Source organism: Paraburkholderia monticola, from assembly GCF_001580545.1.
Taxonomy (GTDB): domain Bacteria; phylum Pseudomonadota; class Gammaproteobacteria; order Burkholderiales; family Burkholderiaceae; genus Paraburkholderia; species Paraburkholderia monticola.
On sequence record NZ_LRBG01000014.1, the window covers coordinates 1 to 17,789 of the forward strand.

Here is a 17,789-nt window from a genome sequence, read left to right on the forward strand (position 1 = left end):
CCTGCCTTTACCTCTCGACCCACCGCCGAATCATTGAGTAACCGAGTTCATGCCGCCTGCCCAACTCCTTGAAACCGGCCTCACCAGACAGATACTGCTTTACAACTTCCAGCTTGAATTGCTCGCTGTGTTTGCTCATGAAAAAACCCCAAAAGCATGGACGGGTGTCCAACTTTTGGGGTTCATTTCACAGGGACGCCGCTTTTTTTTGCCTCTCATGCGGCGTCCGGCTCACCGGTTTGCCGCGCGCAAAAAAAAAGGTGCCGCGAACGGCACCTTTTTGTACTACAGGCAGCTTCTGCTGAAGCTTAGAAGCGGTGACGCAGACCGACCGTAGCAGCCGTCTGGTTCTTCGACGACGAGGTCGGAACCGTGTTGTCGCCGCTGTAGATCGAAGCCACGCCGCCGTCGCCCATTGCGTGCTGGTACACAGCCTGAGCGTAGACGTCGGTGCGACGCGACAGCGAGTAGTCAGCCTGCAGGCCGATCTGGTGGTAACGGGTCTTCTGGTCGTTACCGTCGGCGTTGATGCCGTAGCCGCGTGCGTCGGTGAACGTGTACGCGACGCCGAGAGCCATCGCAGGGGTCACGTTGTACTTGCCGTTGATTTCGTAGTTGTTGGTATGGCCTTGACGCTGGCCAGGTGCTGCGCCAACCAGGTTGTCGATACGCGATTGCGTCCAGGCCACGCCGACCAGCGCCGGGCCGAAGCCGTACGAAGCGCCTGCGCCGAACTGACGTTGACGGAAGTTACCGTCGATCGGGCCAGCGATGTTAGCGACGACGCCGTCCGATGCGCCGCTCGTGTTGGCAGCCGGGTTGTTTTGCTGAGCGTAGGCAGCACCGAGGTGCAGGCCTTGCCACTGGTATGCGGCGCCCAAGCTGTACTGACGGTTGTTGGCAAAGCCACCAGCCTGGTTCGAGAAGCCATACGTGCCGCCGAACGTGAAGCCAGCGTAGTTAGCGCTCGAGTACTTGACCGAGTTATTGACCGACAGACCACCGTTGGTGTTCAGGTTGTCGTTGTTGAACGGGTGCGCGAAGTACGTGCCGCCCCAGCTGCCCGTTGCGGTCAGCGGTGCGAGGTAGTCCTGCGCTGCGTCGTACTGGCGACCCAGCGTGACCGTACCGAATTGCGCGCTCGACAGACCGACGAACGCTTGACGGTTGAACATGCCGTTGTTGTTAGCGAACTTGCCGTTGTTGACGTTGAAGCCGCTTTCCAACGTGAAGATTGCCTTCAGACCGCCGCCCAGATCTTCCGAACCACGCAGGCCGAACATGCTCTGGTTGATACCGCCGCTACCTGCTGCCCACTTGGAGTTGCCACCAACGTTACTGGTGTACGTCAGACCTGCGTCGAGCAGACCGTACAGGGTCACGCTGCTTTGTGCGTGAGCGACCGAAGCGAACGATGCGGCAGCCGCAACGACGATGAGACTCTTTTTCATGGGAACTCCAATTCGAAAAATTTAGAGGGGAGCGAGGCCTGCCTCAGCGGTCGATGCGTTGCATCAGCCGCCGCCCGGTTGACCGATCCGTGGGGATCGACCGGGCACCCTTGAAGCGAAGCGTGAGTGTAGGGGGACACCCTGGCAGTGGCGCCGATAATTCACGCAACAGGATTTTTCGAAATTCGCAACAATGTTGGAGCGGATGTGGATAACTTCTTGTTTTTCCGACGTTTATTGCAAGATCAGAGCGTCAGCTCAACTGCTCCAATCGAAACAAATTTGCAACGCGTCAATATTCGAAGTTGTACGTTTGCAACATTGTTTTAATACCCCTGACGTAATCGGGTCGGAGCAAAGTGACGAATGGATCTTGTGATTATTTGTAACTAGAGGCGTGGAAGTGAGGGCTTTCCGCTTCATCTCAAATTTATTTTAAGAGCGGGGAACTTTAACGGTGTTGATACAGTCTTTTTCGCGAAGCCGGTGATAATGGGCCCGTTCTCGCCGATTAATTCGCCGTAAATATTACGGCGGATTAATCACGGAACTTTCTATTCGCTGAAGTATGTAACGGCTATCGCCCCTTGGCAGCACAATGGTCCTAGCCTGCCGCAGCGAATCAACATCACAAATAAAAACAGCCATTGCGGCGGTCTTCCGGGCTCTCGCTTTTGCGAGTCTCTCACTCGCATCTTTATTAGATACGCACGCAACGCGAAGAAGCCTTCAGCACGGGCGTTGCCCGGAGGTGAATTGCGGCGCCGCCCGCCGCGTGACAAAACCCGTGTTGAAAGCGGTTGGCGTGCATCAACAATGCCTTCCATATTCAATTAACGGCGGGGCCACGGCCTCCTGGACACGGAGTTTCCCTGATTACGCGCGATCACCGCTTATGGCTGACGCGGAGCACGCTTGGGCGCCTCCTCGTCCTCGGGCTCGCCGTTGGATTCCTCGAACGGCGCCGCTTGTACAAATTGCGCTGACCCGAAACGAAACTTGCAACGCCCGACGCTTCAGTGACGGTCGACGCGCGAGTCCGCCGCATCGTCGGGTGATGCCGTGAGAAACGGCTCGAGCCCGAATAGCCATGCGAAGCAGAACGCCACCCGCGTCAACGCTCGCACCGGAGGCTGCGGCAGGGCGTCGCTGGTATCGTCGAGCGACGCGCCCGGCAGGGCTTGAGGTTGGGCTAACTCGGCGGTGGTCTGGTCGGTGCGCATGATAGTTCTCGTTATTAGATAGGGTGTGGAAGCCGACCTCTCGCAAGCGACATGCCACTATCGCAAGACGATTCCGTCCAGACTTGAAACGAGGGTACTGGCCCGTTGACGCCTCTTCTGTGCGTTGGGCCGCCAACAGCAGGCAGGTTGACGACGCGCCGACGAATCCTTCTACGCTGCGCGCCAAAACAAAAAGGGTTCCGAAATTCGGAACCCTTCTCTCGATACTTTGGTGGGCCGGGTGGGGTTCGAACCCACGATGTCCTTTCGGAGGTGGATTATGAGTCCACTGCCTGCAACCAACACGGCGTCCAGCCCAAGAAAAAAGACCCGGTCGTGAAGGCCGGGCCCGTTGCGTCGATTGGCCGACATACTACACGAAAAAGGGGCCTCCGCAACCGCTTCGCTGCAGCGAAACGACCGGGAGGCCCCTTTGATCACATCATTTGCGGCCAGCCTCGGCCGCCGCGATCAATTCCCTTCGAGGAAGGACTTCAGCTTGTCCGAACGGCTCGGATGACGCAGCTTGCGCAGCGCCTTCGCCTCGATCTGACGAATCCGCTCGCGCGTCACGTCGAACTGCTTGCCGACTTCTTCGAGCGTGTGATCCGTGCTCATCTCGATACCGAAACGCATGCGCAGCACCTTCGCTTCGCGCGGCGTCAGCGAGTCGAGCACGTCCTTTACGACGTCGCGCATGCTCGCATGCAACGCGGCATCCGCCGGCGCGACCGTGTTCGTATCTTCGATGAAGTCGCCCAGATGAGAATCGTCGTCGTCGCCGATCGGCGTTTCCATCGAGATCGGCTCCTTCGCGATCTTCATGATCTTGCGGATCTTGTCTTCCGGCATCTCCATCTTCTCGGCCAGCGTCGCCGGATCCGGCTCGAGGCCGGTTTCCTGCAGGATCTGACGCGAGATGCGGTTCATCTTGTTGATCGTTTCGATCATATGAACCGGAATCCGGATCGTGCGCGCCTGGTCGGCGATCGAACGCGTAATGGCCTGGCGAATCCACCACGTCGCATACGTGGAGAACTTGTAGCCACGACGATATTCGAACTTGTCCACCGCCTTCATCAGGCCGATGTTGCCTTCCTGAATCAGGTCGAGGAATTGCAGACCGCGGTTCGTGTACTTCTTCGCAATCGAGATCACGAGACGCAGGTTCGCCTCGGTCATCTCACGCTTCGCCTGACGCGCCTTCAGCTCACCCGCCGCCATCTGGCGGTTGGTTTCCTTCAGATCCTTCAGCGGCAGCACCACGCGCGCCTGCAGATCGAGCAGACGCTGCTGCTGCTCGCGGATCGCCGGAATGTTGCGCGTGAGGATTGCGCTATACGCATGACCTTCGGCGACGATCTTGTCGGCCCATTCGAGGTCCGTCTCGCTGCCCGGGAAACGTGCGATGAATTCCGCACGCGGCATGCCGCACTTGTCGACGACCGTATGCAGAATCTGACGCTCGACCTGGCGAACTTCATCCACCTGCGCCCGCAACGTGTCGCACAGACGCTCGACGGTACGCGCGGTGAAGCGGATCGTCATCAGCTCGTTCTGGATCGTTTCCTGCGCCTTCAGATAGGACTTGGACTTGTAGCCTTCCTTCTCGAACGCACGACGCATCTTGTCGAACCATTCGCTGATCGACGCGAATTTTTCGAGCGACGCACGCCGCAGCGCCTCGAGCTGCGCGGCGTTGGCCGTGGCTTGCGCCGCGCCATCGTCTTCTTCCTCGTCCTCTTCGTCCTCTTCCTCGGCTTCCTCGTCTTCGTTCTCGATCGCTTCCGCTTCCTGCGCGGAGAAGCCGTCGGCGTCTTCCGCGTCGGCGTCGATCAGACCGTCGACCAGTTCGTCGATCCGCACTTCGTCATTGGCGACGCGCTCGGCCATCGCGAGGATGTCGGCGATCGTGGTCGGGCACGCGGAGATGGCCATCACCATGTGCTTCAAGCCGTCTTCGATGCGCTTGGCGATTTCGATTTCGCCTTCACGCGTGAGCAGCTCGACCGTGCCCATTTCGCGCATGTACATCCGCACGGGATCGGTGGTGCGGCCAAATTCGGAGTCGACGGTGGACAGCGCGACTTCGGCTTCCTCTTCGACTTCGTCGTCCGACGAAGCCGCGGGCGCGTTGTCGTTGAGCAGCAGCGTTTCAGCGTCCGGGGCCTGTTCGTAGACCGCGACGCCCATGTCGTTGAACGTGCTGATGATGCCTTCGATCGCCTCGGTCTCGGTGAAGTTGTCCGGCAGGTGATCGTTGATTTCAGCGTAGGTGAGGAAGCCGCGCTCCTTGCCGAGCTTGATCAGCGCGCGCAGCTTGGACCGGCGCTCTTCGAGTTCCTCGACGGTGCCCGGCTGCGACGACGCGAATGCATCCTTCAGCAGCGCCTTTTCCTTTGCACGACGGTCGCGAGCCTTGACCTTCTCCACCTTGCCCGGTGCGGCGGCAGCGGTTTCTTCGGTCTGGGTTGCATCGTCATCGACGGGTACTTCATTCAGCTTTTTCGTCATGGAGTTCGCCGTACCGGCTGTAGTCTCGACCCCCGGCTGCTGGATGACAGCCGGTTGGACCGTGGATACTGAAGTCACGCGAGCTGCCGCCTCGTCCTGAACGGCAGCCGCTTCCCTTGCACTTCTGACACCTGGCTGCCTGGCAGCCGGCGCTGCTACAGCTTTCGCCGCCCGGACCGATGCCGCCTGCGCGGCCGCAGTGGTCGACGACTTCTTCCCGGCTGCCGATGCAACGCTGACAGCAGACGTCCTTCTGGCGGATGTACTCAGCTCGGCTTCGGTAACTTTCCCTGTGCGCTCTTTAGCGCGTGAGCCTGTTGTCTGATTTCCGCCTGTCGTCTTTGCCATCGCATCGCCTTTCGCCTTTGCTAGGAAAACCCTTGAAAAAACAAACCGCTAGAAACTTTTTATTATACCACCCGAGGTTTCGGCAGCCCGGTTACAGCCCGAGTTGACGCTTCATGTCGGCCCGTTTCCGGTTGAGCTCCGAGAACTCGGCAAATTCTTCAGGTGTATGCCGTGATTGTCGCGAAAGCTGCTCGAGACGATCGCAATAAGCGTCGTATCGCATCTTCAGAATCGCCGCCTTCAACTCCTCGCCGACAATCCGTTCCTGCTCGCGCCGCTCCTCGATGACGGCCGCGTCATGCGGGTCTTTCAGCAGCAAATCCCGGACGTTTTCATCATAGTCTAGAATTTTGCGAAAGATTTCCTCGAAAGTTGGGGCGTTCGCGCCATTTCGCAAGAGATCGGACAACAACTGGAACGCCGCCGAATCGCCGAGCGCGCGCGCGTGCGTCGTCACTTCCGCAAACAGTTCCCCGTGCCGTGTCACCGTGAGCAGCGCCTCTTCGGCCTCTTCGTCGAGCATCGCGACCGTGCGCGGATACATCACGAGATTGCGCAGCGTCTTTTCCTCGATGCCCGTCACGCTGCGGCGGTCCTTACGGGCCGGCGCCTCGCGCGCCGCCGCTGCGATTCGCGCGTCGACCTCGCAGAGCGCCGCGACCTCGGCGAACGGCACATCGAGCCGGTCCGCGAACATATGCATGATCTGCGCGCGCAGCGCATTAGCCGGCAAGGCCTGCAGCAGCGGTTTCGCGTCGAACAGCGCACGCGCCTTGCCTTCGGGCTGATCGAGCTCCTTGCCGGTCAGCACCTCGTTGAGCATGAATTGCGACAACGGCATTGCGCGTTCGACCTGCTCGGCGAACGCCTCGGTGCCGAACTCGCGCACGTAGCTGTCGGGGTCGTGCTCGGCCGGCAGGAACAGGAAGCGGATCGTCCGGTTGTCGGCCGCGTGCGGCAGGCACGCATCGAGCGCGCGACGCGCGGCGCGCCGGCCGGCCGAATCGCCGTCGAAACTGAAGATGACCGTATCGGTCTGGCGCATCAGTTTCTGCACATGAATCGGCGTGCATGCCGTGCCGAGGGTCGCAACCGCATTCTGGAAGCCCAATTGGGCCAGCGCGACCACGTCCATATACCCTTCGACGACCAGCACGTAATGCTGCTCCCGAATCGCGAGACGCGCCTCGAACAGGCCGTATAGCTCGCTGCCCTTGTTAAATAGCGGCGTTTCGGGCGAATTCAAATACTTCGGCTCGCCGCCGTCGAGCACGCGTCCGCCAAAGCCGATCACCTGCCCTTTGACATTGCGAATCGGGAACATGATCCGCTCGCGGAAGCGGTCGTAGCGACGCTGCTGGCCCTGCGCGTCGGACTTTTCGCTGACGATGACGAGACCCGCTTCGACCAGCGCATCGTCGCGGTAGTTTGGGAACGCCGTCTCGAGGTTCTGCCAGCCCTCCGGCGCATAACCGAGACCGAAGCGCGCGGCGATTTCGCCGGTCAGACCGCGCTTCTTCAGATACTGGATCGCGCCCGGCGCGCCGCGCAGCTGCTTGCGGTAGTAGTCGCAGGCGATCTGCATGAGGTCGGACAGCGCGGTGGTGACGGCCCTGGATGCCGCCGGCGCATAGCCGCCCGTGCCGCCCCCGGTCCCGCCATATCCGGGCGAAGGCTCGTGCGGCACGGTGAGGCCCACCGATTGCGCGAGCTCGTTGACCGCTTCAGGAAACGACGCGCCCACGTGTTCCATCAGGAAACCGATGGCCGTGCCATGCGCACCGCAACCGAAGCAGTGATAAAACTGTTTAGTCGGACTAACCGTAAACGAGGGGCTCTTCTCGTTGTGAAACGGGCACAGCCCCATGAAGTTCGCGCCGCCCTTTTTCAACTGCACATACCGGCCGACCACGTCGACGATATCGACGCGGTTGAGCAGGTCCTGCAGGAATGACGGTGGGATCACAGTAAATGACGCTGCCAGGAAAGCTTCAAAATCCAAGCCCGGAGTTCGGGCTCGACACCGCGACCGGGCACCGCGCCCCGCCTTCGACGAGGCGTGCGCGACCCGGACAAACCGACGGAATTACTTCGCGAGCGCGGCTTTGACCTGCGCCGAGACGGCGGTCATGTCGGCGCGACCGGCCAGCTTCGGCTTCAGCACGCCCATCACCTTGCCCATGTCCTGCGGGCCCGCCGCGCCGGTCTGCGCGACTGCCGCCTGCACTTCGGCCACGATTTCCGCTTCGGACATCTGCTCAGGCATGTACGCGGAAAGAATGGCCAGCTCGGCCTTTTCCTTGTCTGCGAGATCCGTGCGTCCGGCAGCCTCGAACTGGCTGATCGAATCCTTGCGCTGCTTGATCATCTTGTCGACGACGGCGGTGATGCCCGCGTCGTCGAGCGTGATCCGCTCATCGACTTCACGCTGTTTGATCGCGGCGAGCAGCAGGCGGACCGCGCCGAGACGCTCGGTCTCGCGCGCCCGCATGGCAGCTTTCATATCGTCGTTGATCCGGTCCTTGAGACTCATCACTCACCTGAATTGCGTTGAAATGTTGAAAAACCGGCCGATCTACAGCGGCCATACAGCCGCATCAGCACGAAAGCCCGCTTGGGACTTCTTCCTCAAGCGGGTTGGCGAAATATGCGTAGTGGATGCAACCTTGCCGGCTGGCCCGATGGGCCGGGTTTTCCGTGATGGCACGTGTGGTGCCGCCATCGGTTTGGATGGCCGCCGCGCCGCGTGTGAAATGGAGCACGGCAACGCCAGAATTAGTAGAGCTTCTTTGGCAGCATCTGGCCACGCAGACGCTTGAAATGACGCTTCACCGCCGCTGCTTTCTTGCGCTTGCGCTCGGCCGTGGGCTTTTCGTAAAACTCGCGAGCGCGAAGTTCCGTCAGTAAGCCGTTTTTCTCCATGGTGCGCTTGAAACGACGCATGGCAACTTCGAACGGCTCATTGTCTTTTACGCGGATGGTCGTCATTTTTCAATAACGGAACTTTGTAAAGGTTCAGGAGTATAGCAGAGCTTTCTCACAAAGCCATGGCGCCGTCAAGCCCCCCGTGCATAGTCGGCGGCGGCCTCGCCCGCCGCTACACCGGAGGCCCACGCCCATTGAAAATTGTAGCCGCCGAGCCAGCCGGTCACGTCGACCGCCTCGCCGATGAAGTAGAGGCCGGGCACGCGCGAGCTCATCATCGTCGTCGACGACAAACCGCGCGTATCGACGCCGCCACGCGTCACTTCAGCCTTGCGATAACCCTCGGTGCCGTTCGGGGTGAGCGTCCAGCGCGACAGCGCCTCGCCGATACGGCGCAGCGTCCTGTCCGGCAGATCGGCCACGCGTGCCTCGGCGGACACCTGATGGGTATCGAGCCACACGTGCGCGAGCCGCTGCGGCACCCATTCCGACAGCAGATTGGCGATCTGCCGCTTCGTGCCGTTTTTCGCCTCGATGAGCGCGGCCGCGGCGTCGCGGTCCGGCAGCAGATTGATGTGGATCGGCTCACCGGGCTGCCAGTAGCTCGATATCTGCAGCACACCCGGGCCCGACAGGCCGCGGTGCGTCAGCAGCAGATCTTCGCTGAACTCGGCGCCGGTCTTCTTATTGCCCGTCGACAGTTGCACTTCGAGCGACACGCCCGACAAAGCCGCGAACGGCTCCCAGTCGGCCGGCGCGAAGGTCAGCGGCACGAGCGCGGGACGCGTGTCGATCAACTTGTGGCCGAACTGTTTGGCGATCCGGTACGCGAAATCGGTCGCGCCGATCTTCGGAATCGACAGCCCGCCGGTCGCGATCACGAGCGCACGCGCGGCAATCGTGCCCGCCGTCGAGCCGAGCAGAAACCGCCCCTCGGCGTCCTGGCGCACCTCTTCGACGGACAGCGGCGTGCGCCATGCGACGCCGCCCGAGTCGCACTCGCTCTTCAACACGTCGATGACCGCATCGCTCGACTGGTCGCAGAACAGCTGGCCTCTGTGCTTCTCGTGCCACGTCACGCGATGCTGCTTCAGTAACGCCATAAAGTCGCGCGGCGTATAGCGCGCGAGCGCCGAGCGGCAAAAATGCGGATTCGCCGACAGATAGTTGGCCGGCCCCGCGTATAGATTCGTGAAGTTGCAGCGCCCGCCGCCGGAGATGCGGATTTTCTCCGCGAGACGCTGCGAATGGTCGATCAGCGCCACCCGGCGGCCGAGCTGCCCAGCCACGGCCGCGGCCATCATGCCGGCCGCGCCGGCGCCGATCACGGCGATATCGAAGGATTCCATGGGGCCGCATTGTACCTGCGGGGCCGGCGGGGCCGCGGGCCGCCTGCGAGCGGCTGGCCGCGCTGCTATACTTTCAGGCTTACCTTTCACTTTCGGGCGCACGTTGCGTACGCCCGTCTCAAGCGATTCATCATGCTCGTTCTCGGCATCGAAAGCTCCTGCGACGAAACCGGTCTCGCGCTCTACGACACGAAGCGCGGCCTGCTCGCGCACGCACTGCATTCGCAGATCGCGATGCATCGGGAGTACGGCGGGGTCGTGCCGGAGCTGGCGTCGCGCGACCACATCCGCCGCGCGCTGCCGCTGCTCGAGGAAGTGATGGAGCGCGCTAACGTTGCGCGCGGTGACATCGACGCGATCGCTTACACGCAGGGGCCCGGCCTCGCGGGCGCGCTGCTGGTCGGCGCGAGCGTCGCCAATTCGCTGGCGATGGCGTGGAACAAGCCGACCGTCGGCATTCATCATCTCGAAGGGCACCTGCTGTCGCCGCTGCTCGTCGACGAGCCGCCGCCGTTCCCGTTCGTCGCGCTGCTGGTATCGGGCGGCCACACGCAGTTGATGCGCGTGACGGACGTCGGCGTCTACGAGACGCTCGGCGAAACGCTCGACGACGCCGCCGGCGAAGCCTTCGACAAAACCGCCAAGCTGCTCGGCCTCGGCTATCCGGGCGGCCCGGAAGTCTCGCGTATGGCGGAGTTCGGCACCCCCGGCGCGGTCGTGCTGCCGCGCCCCATGCTGCATTCAGGCGACCTCGATTTCAGCTTCAGCGGTCTGAAGACCGCCGTGCTCACGCACGCCAACCGACTCGGCGGCGCGAACATCTGCGAGCAGGCGAAGGCCGACCTCGCGCGCGGTTTCGTCGATGCGGCCGTCGAAGTGTTGGCCGCGAAGTCGCTCGCCGCGCTCAAGCGCACGAAACTGAACCGGCTGGTGGTCGCGGGCGGCGTGGGCGCGAACCGGCAGTTGCGCGAAGCGCTATCGGCGGCCGCGCAGAAGCGCAATTTCTATGTGCACTACCCTGACTTGTCGCTGTGCACGGACAACGGCGCGATGATCGCGCTGGCCGGCGCGCTGCGCCTGCAGCGCTGGCCCGAACAGGCCGGCAACGACTACGCGTTCACCGTGAAGCCGCGCTGGGATTTGACCTCGCTCGCGCATTAAGCCAGCGTCGCCAGACAATAAAAAAGCCGCTTTGAAAGCGGCTTTTTTTGCTTTGATGCACCAGCAACGAAACGGCGTGGATCACCCAAGAACGTCTCAAGCGATACGCTTGTCCCGCTCGATCACCGCATACGCGCTGTGATTGTGAATCGACTCGAAGTTCTCGGCTTCGAGCACATAGGCGACGACGCGCTCGTCGGCATTCAGACGTTGGGCAACGTCGCGCACGAGATCTTCGACGAACTTCGGATTCTCATACGCGCGCTCGGTGACGAACTTCTCGTCCGGGCGCTTGAGCAGGCCCCACAGCTCGCACGACGCTTCTTCTTCAGCGATGAGGATCAATTCTTCGACAGCGACGTCGCCGCTCAGCTCGGCGTCGATCGTCACGTGCGAGCGCTGGTTGTGCGCGCCATACTGCGAAATCTTCTTCGAGCACGGGCACAAGCTCGTGACCGGCACCAGCACCTTCAGGAACAGCCGCGTTGCGCCATTGCGGGTCTCGCCCGCCAGCGTGACTTCATAGTCGAGCAGGCTCTGCACGCCCGACACCGGCGCGGTCTTGTTCACGAAATACGGGAACGACACTTCGATGCGACCCGCCTCGGCCTCGAGCTTTTCCAGCATTGCCGCGAGCATCGTGCGAAACGCTGCCGGCTCGAGCGGCGCCTTGTTCTCTTCGAGCAACGCGACGAAACGCGACATATGCGTGCCCTTCTGCTCGGCCGGCAGATGCACGTCGAGATTCCACGTGCCGACCGTCGGCTGCACTTCGCCGCCTTGCGTGCGAACCGTCAACGGATGACGCACGCCCTTCACGCCGACCCGCTGGATCGGAATCTGGCGCGTATCGGGTGTGCTTTGCACGTCGGGCATCACGAAGGCGGGATTCATCTGATTCATTCTTTTGTCCTTTCTGGAAAGCGCCGGGACGCGCCGAGGTTTCGCTGCGTCGGGGGACCGTCGCACAGCGAGGTCGAAACGCCCGGCGGCCGTGCGGATCAGCACGCGCAACGGCGAACGCCGGCTCGAGCCGGCGTTGGGTGACGGGCCGCAACGCCCGTCGTTTCAAACTGGAGATTGCCGAAGCCGCCGTCGCAAGACGGCGGCAAGTCTGGCGACAGCGCCTTACGCGACGCGCTTCACCGACGACTGACCGCCAACCGCGCCGCTCGCGAGGAAGCGTTCGCGAATCGAGCGGGCGATGCCGGCGGCGTCGAGACCGCACGCGGCGAGCAGCTTGGCCGGGTCCCCGTGATCGATGAACCGATCGGGGAGGCCCAATTGTAGTACGGGTCGCATAACCCCATTGGCGAGCAGGGCTTCGACGCAGGCCGAACCCGCGCCACCCATGATGCAGCCTTCTTCGACGGTGACGATGGCGTCGTGCGTCTCGGCCAGCTTGCGCACGAGTTCGGTGTCGAGCGGCTTCACGAAGCGCATGTTCGCGACGGTGGCGTCGAGTTGCTCGGCCGCCGCGAGCGACGGCGCGACCATCGTGCCGAACGCGAGAATCGCGATACGCTTGCCGGCTGGCGCCGAGGTCTCGCGACGCACTTCGCCCTTGCCGAGCGGCAGCGCGGTCATCTGTTTGACGGTGGCGACACCGGTACCCGCGCCGCGCGGATAGCGCACAGCAGTGGGATGCGACTGCTGCAACGCGGTGTAGAGCATCTGCCGGCACTCGTTTTCATCCGACGGCGCCATCACGGTCATGTTCGGGACACAGCGCATAAACGCGAGGTCGTACGCACCCGCGTGCGTCGCGCCGTCAGCGCCGACGAGACCCGCGCGATCGATCGCGAACACGACCGGCAGGTTTTGCAGCGCGACGTCGTGGATCAACTGGTCGTACGCGCGTTGCAGGAACGTCGAATAGATCGCGACGACCGGCTTCATGCCGTCCGCGGCGAGACCGCCCGCGAACGTCACCGCGTGCTGCTCGGCGATGCCGACGTCGAAGTAACGATCCGGGAAGCGCTTTTCGAACTCGACCATGCCCGAGCCTTCACGCATCGCCGGCGTGATGCCGACCACGCGCGAGTCGAGCTCGGCCGCGTCGCACAGCCATTCGCCGAACACCTGCGTGTAGGTCTTCTTCGACGGCGTCGCAGCCGGCTTGATGCCCTCGGCCGGGTTGAACTTGCCCGGGCCGTGGTACAGCACCGGATCGGCCTCGGCCAGCTTGTAGCCCTGGCCCTTCTTCGTGACGACGTGCAGGAATTGCGGACCGCGCAGTTCCTTGATGTTTTGCAGTGTCGGGATCAACGAGTCGAGATCGTGACCGTCGATCGGCCCGATGTAGTTGAAGCCGAATTCCTCGAACAGCGTGGCCGGCACGATCATGCCCTTCGCGTGCTCCTCGAGCTTGCGCGCGAGATCGAGCACCGGCGGCGCGACGCGCAACACGCGTTCGACGCCCGCGCGCGCGGCCGCATAGAAGCGCCCCGACATCAAACGCGCGAGGTGGCGATTCAGCGCGCCGACCGGCGGCGAGATCGACATGTCGTTGTCGTTGAGGATCACGAGCAGCGGCACGTCGTCTTCGACGCCTGCGTTGTTCATTGCCTCGAAGGCCATGCCGGCCGTCATCGCGCCATCGCCGATCACGGCGATGCCCATGCGGTTGTCGCCCTGCAGCTTGCTCGCGACCGCCATGCCGAGCGCGGCCGAAATCGACGTGCTCGAATGCGCGGTGCCGAAGGTGTCGTATTCCGATTCGTCGCGTTTCGGGAAGCCCGAGATGCCGCCCAACTGACGCAGCGTGTGCATCTGGTCGCGACGACCGGTCAGGATCTTGTGCGGGTAGGTCTGATGGCCCACGTCCCAGACGATCCGGTCGTGCGGCGTATCGAACACGTAATGCAGCGCGATGGTCAACTCGACCGTGCCGAGGTTGGACGAGAGATGGCCGCCCGTCTGCGATACGCTGTCGAGCACAAAGGCACGCAACTCGTCGGCAAGCGGTTGCAATTGGCGGCGATCGAGGCGGCGCAGGGCTGCCGGGTCGTCGATGGTTTTCAGCAAGTCGTACATCGTCGTTCCATTGTAGGAAAACTTACGCGCCCGCACTTCATACATGCACCCCGGGGATGGAGGGTGCGCGGCGGCGGGCTTTCGCGTTCAGCTGACCCGGTTCACCACCAGATCGGCCAGTTCGGCAAGGCGCTGCGCGCGTGCGCCGAACGGCGCAAGCGCGGCATGCGCATCGCCGCGCAGTTGCGCCGCGAGCGCGCGCGACGCGTCGAGCCCGATAATCGACACGTAGGTCGGCTTGCCGTCCTTCGCGTCCTTGCCGGCGGTCTTGCCGAGCGTTGCGGAGTCGGTCGTGACGTCGAGAATGTCGTCGACGACCTGAAACGCCAGGCCGACCGCGGCGGCGTAGGCGTCGAGCGAAGCCAGAGCCTGCGCATCCGGCGCCTCGCCGGCCAGTGCGCCCATCCGCACGGCCGCGCGCAATAGCGCGCCGGTCTTCATGCGATGCATGGTCTCGAGCTGCGGGCGGGTCAGCGTGTGGCCGACGCTCGCCAGATCGATGGCCTGGCCGCCGCACATACCGATCGAGCCGCTCGCGAGCGCGAGCTCGCGCACGAGCGAGGCCTGCTGCTGCACGCCCAGCACTGCGGACGTGAGCGCGACGAATGCCTGCGACTGCAGCGCATCGCCGACCAGCAGCGCGGTTGCTTCGTCATACTTGACGTGGACCGTCGGCTTGCCGCGGCGCAGCGCATCGTCGTCCATGCACGGCATGTCGTCGTGCACGAGCGAATACACGTGGATCATTTCCAGCGCCGCTGCCGCCGCATCGAGGCATTCGGCGCGCGCACCGGTCAGCTCGCCGGCCGCGTGGCACAGGAGCGGGCGCACCCGCTTGCCGCCGCCGAGTACCGCATAGCGCATCGCCTCGTGCAGCTTCGCGGGTTCGGTCGTCTCGGCCGGCAGATAGTGTTCCAGAGCCGTTTCGACGCGTTCGAGCACCGAGCGCGTCCATTGTTCGAATGTCATAGGTCGTCCCCGCTCTCAGTCGCGGCTGTGCCTGCGCTATTCATGGGCAGCGGCTTGAGTGTCTCGCCGTCGAGTACGCGCACCTGCTGCTCGACCTTTTCGAGCTGCTGTTGACAGAATGCGACAAGTGCCGCTCCGCGGCGGTACGCGGCCAGCGATTCCTCGAGGCTCAGGCTCCCGCCTTCCATGCGCGCGACGAGCTCTTCCAGCTCAGCCTGCGCGGCCTCGTAGTTCTCCGGCAACGGCGCGCTATCGCCGCTTTCGGCTGGCGCGGCGGCGGAATCTCTCGATGCGGTCTTCGCCATGAATAGTCGCAAAATTAAAACAAGTCGGACATTCTACGGCAAAAGCGACATCTTCGATCCGCTCGGCCGCCCGCGCCCTGCCTTGCCGCCTCGCTTCGAGCCCGTCTCATGCCCGCCTTTGCCCCGCTTCGACCCTGAAGTCTCGCAGAAAAAAAGCCCGAGGTCTGCGGCGAAAATGCCGAACTTTCTTGACATTTTTAACCCAAATCAGGGACTTAAGTGCCCCTGTCACGGGGAAACGGGTATAATCGCGGGCTCCCTAAATCGAATCTTCGATGGTTGGGTTGTTCACTGCTTTCACGTCTTCATCGGGAGTGGGAATGTCCAATCTGAGCAATGCATTGCAGTTGCGGTCTGTCCACAGCCAGCTGCCAGTCACGGCTTACTTTGACGAAGCGCTTCTTACGCGCGAAATCGACACCCTTTTCAAGAAAGGTCCTCGCTACATCGGCCACGATCTCATGGTGCCCGAAGCGGGGGATTATTTTGCCTTGCCCAGCGAACGCGAGGGGCGGGTGCTCGTCCGTAACCAGCAGTCGCAAGTCGAGTTGCTGTCGAACGTGTGCCGCCACCGTCAAGCCATCATGCTCAACGGCCGCGGCCAGACGCTGAACATCGTCTGTCCGCTGCATCGCTGGACGTACGACCTGAAGGGCGAGCTGCTCGGCGCGCCCCATTTCGCCGACAACCCGTGCCTGAATCTCGGCGCCACGCCGCTGCAGAACTGGCAAGGGCTGCTGTTCGAGGCGCAGGGACGCGACGTCGCGAAAGATCTGGCACGCCTCGGCACCAAGCGCCACTTCGACTTCTCGGGCTTCATGTTCGATCACGTCGAAGTCCACGAGTGCAACTACAACTGGAAGACCTTCATCGAGGTCTATCTGGAGGACTATCACGTCGCGCCGTTCCATCCTGGGCTCGGCAGCTTCGTCAATTGCGACGATCTGACGTGGGAGTTCGGCGACTGGTACAGCGTGCAGACGGTCGGCGTGCACAAGGCGCTCGAGCAGCCGGGCAGCCCGACGTACCGCAAGTGGCACGACGAAGTGCTGCGCTTCCGCGACGGCAATCCGCCCGAGTTCGGCGCGATCTGGATGGTGTACTACCCCGGCATCATGATCGAGTGGTACCCGCACGTGCTGGTCGTGTCGTGGCTGATTCCGCGCGGTCCGCAGAAAACCACCAACGTGGTGGAGTTCTATTACCCCGAAGAAATCGCGCTGTTCGAACGCGACTTCGTCGAAGCCGAGCGTGCCGCCTATATGGAGACGGCCCGCGAAGACGACGAGATCGCCGAGCGCATGGACGCCGGCCGCCTCGCGCTGATGGAGCGCGGCGAATCGCAGGTCGGTCCGTACCAGAGCCCGATGGAAGACGGCATGCAGCACTTCCACGAGTTTCTGCGGCGCGAACTCGGCACGATCTGATCCGCGCCACCTGGCGCCTCGATCGACTCAAGGAAAGACGGGCTTCGACCCGTCTTTTTTTGTTTAGACTAGCTACATAGACCGGCCATGCGCCAGCCGCTTGAATGACGCGGCCCGCAGCCGCCATCGCCCGTATCGAGGAGACGCTCATGCCCCACACTCATTACACCACCCTGATCTCCGCGACCAACCTTGCCGAGCGGCTCACGGCCGCGCCGGGCAGCGTGTTCGTGATCGACTGCCGGTTCGACCTCGCCGATACCGAAGCGGGTGAGAAAGCCTGGCTGGCCGGCCATCTGCCCGGCGCGCACTATCTGCATCTCGATCGCGATCTGTCCGGGCCCAAGAACGGCTCGAACGGCCGGCATCCGCTGCCCGATCGCGCGCGGCTCGTCGAGACGCTGGAGTCGCGCGGGCTGAAGCAAGGCCAACAGGTCGTCGCGTATGACGCGCAGGGCGGCATGTACGCGGCGCGCGTCTGGTGGCTGTTGCGCTGGCTCGGACACGACGCGGTCGCGCTGCTCGACGGCGGCTTGCAGGCGTGGGAAGCGGCCGGCCAAGCGCTGACGCAGGACGTGCCCGCGCAGAACACCGGCGACTTCAAGGCGGCCGCGCCGCTCGCCGTGACCATCGATGTCCAGGCGGTCGAGCGCAACCTCGGCTCGAAGGAGCGGATCGTCGTCGATGCACGCGCGGCCGATCGCTATCGCGGCGAAAACGAGACGCTGGATCGCGTCGGCGGCCATATCCCGGGCGCGCTGAACCGCTTCTACAAGGACAACCTGACTGCCGACGGCCGCTTCAAGCCGGCACACACACTGCGCGAGGAATTCCACGCACTGCTCGGCGACACCCCGCCGGAACATGTGGTGCTGCAATGCGGCTCGGGCGTGACCGCCTGCGTGAATTCGCTCGCGATGGAGGTTGCCGGCCTGCATGGCTCGGCGTTGTACGCGGGGTCGTGGAGCGAATGGAGTTCCGATCCCAAACGGCCAGTAGCGACCGGGGCAAACCCCTGAGCGCGAGCCGCGCCTGGTCTTGACAGACAAAAAGGCCGTTGCCGCTTCGAAGCGGCAACGGC

Annotated in this window: 15 protein-coding genes and 1 tRNA gene; 3 read left to right on the forward strand and 13 right to left on the reverse strand. The window is 63.0% G+C overall.

Annotation, left to right across the window (positions count from 1 at the left end):
- Positions 1 to 7 precede the first annotated feature (7 nt).
- The 9 genes from CI15_RS38250 to CI15_RS16490 all read right to left on the reverse strand — a co-directional run bounded on the left by CI15_RS38250 (position 8) and on the right by CI15_RS16490 (position 9,810).
- Complete coding sequence (locus CI15_RS38250) at positions 8 to 139, reverse strand: transposase (RefSeq protein ID WP_075643711.1); 132 nt, start codon at positions 137 to 139, stop codon at positions 8 to 10.
- A 169-nt stretch (positions 140 to 308) separates the two neighbouring features.
- The gene (locus tag CI15_RS16455) at positions 309 to 1,451 is read right to left on the reverse strand and encodes a porin (RefSeq protein ID WP_062129404.1); all 1,143 of its coding nucleotides are present in this window, start codon (positions 1,449 to 1,451) and stop codon (positions 309 to 311) included.
- Between the two features lie 1,016 nt (positions 1,452 to 2,467).
- On the reverse strand, positions 2,468 to 2,674 hold the full coding sequence (locus tag CI15_RS16460) for a hypothetical protein (protein ID WP_062129405.1): 207 nt from the start codon (positions 2,672 to 2,674) through the stop codon (positions 2,468 to 2,470).
- Between the two features lie 230 nt (positions 2,675 to 2,904).
- A tRNA-Ile gene (locus CI15_RS16465) sits at positions 2,905 to 2,992 on the reverse strand.
- Positions 2,993 to 3,145: 153 nt separating this feature from the next.
- Positions 3,146 to 5,536, reverse strand: a complete 2,391-nt coding sequence (rpoD, locus tag CI15_RS16470; RefSeq protein WP_075643710.1) for an RNA polymerase sigma factor RpoD — start codon at positions 5,534 to 5,536, stop codon at positions 3,146 to 3,148.
- 91 nt (positions 5,537 to 5,627) lie between these two features.
- Positions 5,628 to 7,502, reverse strand: a complete 1,875-nt coding sequence (dnaG, locus tag CI15_RS16475; RefSeq protein WP_062129407.1) for a DNA primase — start codon at positions 7,500 to 7,502, stop codon at positions 5,628 to 5,630.
- Positions 7,503 to 7,622: 120 nt separating this feature from the next.
- Positions 7,623 to 8,069: a GatB/YqeY domain-containing protein gene (locus CI15_RS16480; RefSeq protein WP_062129408.1), complete on the reverse strand. Its 447-nt coding sequence runs from the start codon at positions 8,067 to 8,069 to the stop codon at positions 7,623 to 7,625.
- 242 nt (positions 8,070 to 8,311) lie between these two features.
- Positions 8,312 to 8,524 (reverse strand): 30S ribosomal protein S21, encoded by a 213-nt coding sequence (gene rpsU / locus CI15_RS16485; protein ID WP_008919901.1) that lies wholly within the window; start codon positions 8,522 to 8,524, stop codon positions 8,312 to 8,314.
- 68 nt (positions 8,525 to 8,592) lie between these two features.
- Positions 8,593 to 9,810: a BaiN/RdsA family NAD(P)/FAD-dependent oxidoreductase gene (locus CI15_RS16490; RefSeq protein ID WP_062129409.1), complete on the reverse strand. Its 1,218-nt coding sequence runs from the start codon at positions 9,808 to 9,810 to the stop codon at positions 8,593 to 8,595.
- Between the two features lie 132 nt (positions 9,811 to 9,942).
- On the opposite strand from CI15_RS16490, the gene tsaD reads away from it, so the two are divergent.
- Positions 9,943 to 10,971, forward strand: a complete 1,029-nt coding sequence (tsaD, locus tag CI15_RS16495) for a tRNA (adenosine(37)-N6)-threonylcarbamoyltransferase complex transferase subunit TsaD (RefSeq protein ID WP_062129415.1) — start codon at positions 9,943 to 9,945, stop codon at positions 10,969 to 10,971.
- A gap of 96 nt (positions 10,972 to 11,067) precedes the next feature.
- Here tsaD and folE2 read toward each other — a convergent pair whose 3' ends face one another.
- The 4 genes from folE2 to CI15_RS16515 form a co-directional block, all read right to left on the reverse strand.
- Positions 11,068 to 11,874: a GTP cyclohydrolase FolE2 gene (folE2, locus tag CI15_RS16500; RefSeq protein ID WP_062129410.1), complete on the reverse strand. Its 807-nt coding sequence runs from the start codon at positions 11,872 to 11,874 to the stop codon at positions 11,068 to 11,070.
- 225 nt (positions 11,875 to 12,099) lie between these two features.
- On the reverse strand, positions 12,100 to 14,007 hold the full coding sequence (gene dxs, locus CI15_RS16505; protein WP_062129411.1) for a 1-deoxy-D-xylulose-5-phosphate synthase: 1,908 nt from the start codon (positions 14,005 to 14,007) through the stop codon (positions 12,100 to 12,102).
- 87 nt (positions 14,008 to 14,094) lie between these two features.
- On the reverse strand, positions 14,095 to 14,976 hold the full coding sequence (locus tag CI15_RS16510) for a polyprenyl synthetase family protein (protein ID WP_062129412.1): 882 nt from the start codon (positions 14,974 to 14,976) through the stop codon (positions 14,095 to 14,097).
- Positions 14,973 to 15,281: an exodeoxyribonuclease VII small subunit gene (locus CI15_RS16515; RefSeq protein ID WP_062129413.1), complete on the reverse strand. Its 309-nt coding sequence runs from the start codon at positions 15,279 to 15,281 to the stop codon at positions 14,973 to 14,975. Before CI15_RS16515 ends, CI15_RS16510 begins: the two co-directional genes overlap by 4 nt.
- Positions 15,282 to 15,601: 320 nt before the next feature.
- Here CI15_RS16515 and CI15_RS16520 point away from each other — a divergent pair, with 320 nt between their 5' ends.
- Both CI15_RS16520 and CI15_RS16525 read left to right on the forward strand, forming a co-directional pair.
- Entirely contained in the window at positions 15,602 to 16,708 is a 1,107-nt protein-coding gene (locus tag CI15_RS16520) for an aromatic ring-hydroxylating oxygenase subunit alpha (RefSeq protein ID WP_062129414.1), read from the forward strand.
- A gap of 149 nt (positions 16,709 to 16,857) precedes the next feature.
- Positions 16,858 to 17,727 (forward strand): sulfurtransferase, encoded by an 870-nt coding sequence (locus CI15_RS16525; RefSeq protein ID WP_062129416.1) that lies wholly within the window; start codon positions 16,858 to 16,860, stop codon positions 17,725 to 17,727.
- Positions 17,728 to 17,789 lie beyond the last annotated feature (62 nt).

Bases quoted from the DNA above. Each gene is read 5' to 3' on its own strand.
- rpoD (WP_075643710.1), bottom strand. From the start codon at position 5,536: ATGGCAAAGACGACAGGCGGAAATCAGACAACAGGCTCACGCGCTAAA.
- CI15_RS16455 (WP_062129404.1), bottom strand. From the start codon at position 1,451: ATGAAAAAGAGTCTCATCGTCGTTGCGGCTGCCGCATCGTTCGCTTCG.
- dxs (WP_062129411.1), bottom strand. From the start codon at position 14,007: ATGTACGACTTGCTGAAAACCATCGACGACCCGGCAGCCCTGCGCCGC.
- CI15_RS38250 (WP_075643711.1), bottom strand. From the start codon at position 139: ATGAGCAAACACAGCGAGCAATTCAAGCTGGAAGTTGTAAAGCAGTAT.
- tsaD (WP_062129415.1), top strand. From the start codon at position 9,943: ATGCTCGTTCTCGGCATCGAAAGCTCCTGCGACGAAACCGGTCTCGCG.
- folE2 (WP_062129410.1), bottom strand. From the start codon at position 11,874: ATGAATCAGATGAATCCCGCCTTCGTGATGCCCGACGTGCAAAGCACA.
- CI15_RS16480 (WP_062129408.1), bottom strand. From the start codon at position 8,069: ATGAGTCTCAAGGACCGGATCAACGACGATATGAAAGCTGCCATGCGG.
- CI15_RS16490 (WP_062129409.1), bottom strand. From the start codon at position 9,810: ATGGAATCCTTCGATATCGCCGTGATCGGCGCCGGCGCGGCCGGCATG.
- CI15_RS16520 (WP_062129414.1), top strand. From the start codon at position 15,602: ATGTCCAATCTGAGCAATGCATTGCAGTTGCGGTCTGTCCACAGCCAG.
- CI15_RS16460 (WP_062129405.1), bottom strand. From the start codon at position 2,674: ATGCGCACCGACCAGACCACCGCCGAGTTAGCCCAACCTCAAGCCCTG.
- CI15_RS16515 (WP_062129413.1), bottom strand. From the start codon at position 15,281: ATGGCGAAGACCGCATCGAGAGATTCCGCCGCCGCGCCAGCCGAAAGC.
- rpsU (WP_008919901.1), bottom strand. From the start codon at position 8,524: ATGACGACCATCCGCGTAAAAGACAATGAGCCGTTCGAAGTTGCCATG.
- CI15_RS16510 (WP_062129412.1), bottom strand. From the start codon at position 14,976: ATGACATTCGAACAATGGACGCGCTCGGTGCTCGAACGCGTCGAAACG.
- CI15_RS16525 (WP_062129416.1), top strand. From the start codon at position 16,858: ATGCCCCACACTCATTACACCACCCTGATCTCCGCGACCAACCTTGCC.